Below are 3015 nucleotides of genomic sequence, written 5' to 3' on the forward strand. Positions count from 1 at the left end.
AAAGTTTTTTGTAAGTCGTTGATAATAAAGAATCTAAATAATGTTTTTTTTCAGCAAAATTATTCAATATTTCTGGTACAGAAACACCATGTACAATTAATTGTAAAAATAATTACAAAAAAAATCCCCAACTTTATTAAAGCTGAGGATTCATTTTATTGATATTTCTTTTATTCAACAATCAAAAGGTGATTCTTTTTACCTTTTCCTAATAATAGATACTTATTATTAAGCAGAGTAAAATCAATCGGATGATTAGGATCTGGCACTTTTGACTTGTTTACACTCAATGCATTTCCTTGAATAGCACGGCGAGCTTCTCCTTTTGAAGCATATACCTCTCCATTGGTTACAGTTGATACTAAATCTGTAATGTTGGTACAAGCCTCGTAATCACCACGTGCGATGATTGTTTGGGGCACACCTGCAAATACAGAAAGAATATCCTGATCGCTCATTCCTTGTAAAGCATCGACAGTACCTTTTCCATAGAGGATTTCAGATGCCTTTACTGCTATATTATAAGCCTCCTCGGAGTGAACACGGCAAGTGACGTCTTTAGCTAATGCTTTTTGCATAATACGCAAATGTGGCGCTTCTGCATGTTCGGCCTCTAATGTGGTAATTTCTTCACGAGAAAGTAGTGTAAATACTCTCAAAAGACGATGACAATCGGCATCGGCAGCGTTTAACCAAAATTGGTAGAACTCATAAGGACTTGTCATGCTTGCATCAAGCCACACGTTTCCAGATTCTGATTTACCAAATTTGGTACCATCTGCTTTAGTAACAAGTGGGGTTGTTAAGGCAAATGCTCTGTTAAACTCTACTTCTTCAGAACCACCTTCTTTTCTACGAATGATTTCTGTACCTGTTGTAATGTTACCCCATTGGTCAGAACCACCCATTTGGAGACGAACACCATTATTTTTATATAACCAATAGAAATCGTATCCTTGCAATAATTGGTACGAGAATTCTGTGAATGAAATACCTGTTTCCAAACGTTTCTTTACGGAGTCTTTCGACATCATATAATTTACGCTCAAGTATTTTCCTGCTTCTCTTAAAAACTCAAGAAAAGAAAAGTTTTTAAACCAGTCGTAGTTGTTTACTAGTTCGGCAGAATTTTCGCCACAATCAAAATCTAAGAATTTAGATAATTGCTTACGGATTCCCTCTTGGTTAAAACGTAAAGTTTCTTCCGATAAGAAAGCACGTTCGGCAGCTTTGAACGAAGGGTCGCCAATCATACCTGTTGCTCCACCTACCAAGGCAATCGGTTTGTGACCGCAAAGTTGGAAGTGCTTTAATAACATGATTGTAGCGAGATTACCAATATGTAAAGAAGATGCCGTTGGGTCGAAACCGATATAAGCGGTTGTCATTTCTTTATTAAGTTGTTCTTCTGTTCCCGGCATCATATCGTGGAGCATACCTCTCCAACGTAATTCTTCAATGAAATTCTTGTGCATTTTGTGCTGAATAATTATGAACAAATAGTTTCTTGACTATTTGTATATCTATAGATTCCAAATTTTCCGCAAAGTTAACTTTTATCCACAACAAATCCTCGAGATTATTTAACTGTGTAAGATTATAAGAAAAGAATCGAGGATGTATGATTTGGTAGATTTAGGTTTTTAAATAAGTAAAAATACTTAACTACACACAAGCACTTACCACTAATTTGTATTACTACTAAATAAAAAACCTGTAGTAGCAATCTAAAAGATTGACTTTTACGTATTTATGTTGTAATATGAAATTGAAAAAACAAAATATCCCTAGCTACTACTCGTTAAATATCTAACTTTTCGCCATAACTATTTTTAACGCCTCCGATGTATTACCAATGCATCAGAAATAACCAGTAAATGCTATGAGAACACTTTATGTTATTGTTTTAGCCATTTTGGCGTCGGGTGTTTTGTATTCCTTTAAAAGAAGGACTAGTAATGATGACCAATTTAGATCTTAATTTGTATAAGCAAAGGGCTTTAGGATGGTTTTATCCTAAAGCCCTTTGTTAATCCGTACACTCCATCATCAGTAAATCTCCCTTTTTATAAGAAATCTTTACGAATCCATCTTGTTCGGCTTCGTTGCTTGAGCCTGTTCGATAGCCTAAGGTAAGCGATTCATCAAATAAATTATACTTTAAGCCTGATGTTTGAATACCTATTACCTCACCAATTGGAATCAAGGAGATAGGTGTACCTTTTGTATACCATTTTTCAAATTGATAGGGCAAAAGATATATTTTAGAATAATCATCAATCATAACAATTTTGAGTTTATCTCGAAATCGTACAATATTCGTGATGTTCGTCATTGTATGATCGGCACGGCGACCAGTAGCCCATACTACATTGGCAGCAGGAAAACCTCGTGCTATCAAATATTCAAAAGCCTTCTCTAAATCATGCTTTTCTTGATCAGGCGTGTGAACAATTTCAATCGGATACTGGGCAGAACGAATGGCGTCAGTATCTAACTCTCGATCAAAATCACCGAGTAGCACGTCTACTTTTATACCTAATTCAAGCACTCGATGAATAGCAGAATCAAGCACAACAATAAGTGGTGACCATTCCAGCAACTGTCCAAGTAATTCTTGACTACAAGCTTCGCCATTGGCAATAATTAAAGCAGGTTCTTGTTCGTCGCGTATAATATGATGAGATGACATAAATTCGAATGCGGATTTCGGATGTATAATTAAAGCGCTTTAAGCCGTCAGCCATTGGCATTAGGCAAGCACAACAATGTGTTTAATCAATGAGCTTTCGGCCTTCGGTTGTGAGCTTTCGGCAAAAAAATGCTAACGATAAGAGCACTTTTTAACAAAATAAAATCTTTCGTACAGCGCTAATAAAAACCTAAAGGTTTTGTGCCTAATGCCTTTGGCTTAAAGAACTAAAATCTAGTTTTGTACGATTACTTAAGTTAGTACTCAAAATAAAATTTAATTTTTGAGCCTTCGGCTTTCAGCTTTGGGCATTCGGCAAAACA

General features: G+C 35.8%; 2 protein-coding genes. Both read right to left on the reverse strand.

Annotated features, from left to right (window positions below; genetic code table 11):
- Positions 1–170: 170 nt before the first annotated feature.
- Positions 171–1475, reverse strand: a complete 1305-nt coding sequence (tyrS, locus tag ACOVQ4_RS04480; protein WP_421819454.1) for a tyrosine--tRNA ligase — start codon at positions 1473–1475, stop codon at positions 171–173.
- A 554-nt stretch (positions 1476–2029) separates the two neighbouring features.
- Positions 2030–2692, reverse strand: a complete 663-nt coding sequence (locus tag ACOVQ4_RS04485) for a thiamine diphosphokinase (protein ID WP_421819455.1) — start codon at positions 2690–2692, stop codon at positions 2030–2032.
- Positions 2693–3015 lie beyond the last annotated feature (323 nt).

Source organism: Flectobacillus sp., assembly GCF_049240685.1.
Classification (GTDB): domain Bacteria; phylum Bacteroidota; class Bacteroidia; order Cytophagales; family Spirosomataceae; genus Flectobacillus.

Excerpts from the sequence above, each read along its gene's own strand:
- tyrS (WP_421819454.1), bottom strand. The coding sequence starts at position 1,475 with ATGCACAAGAATTTCATTGAAGAATTACGTTGGAGAGGTATGCTCCAC.
- ACOVQ4_RS04485 (WP_421819455.1), bottom strand. The coding sequence starts at position 2,692 with ATGTCATCTCATCATATTATACGCGACGAACAAGAACCTGCTTTAATT.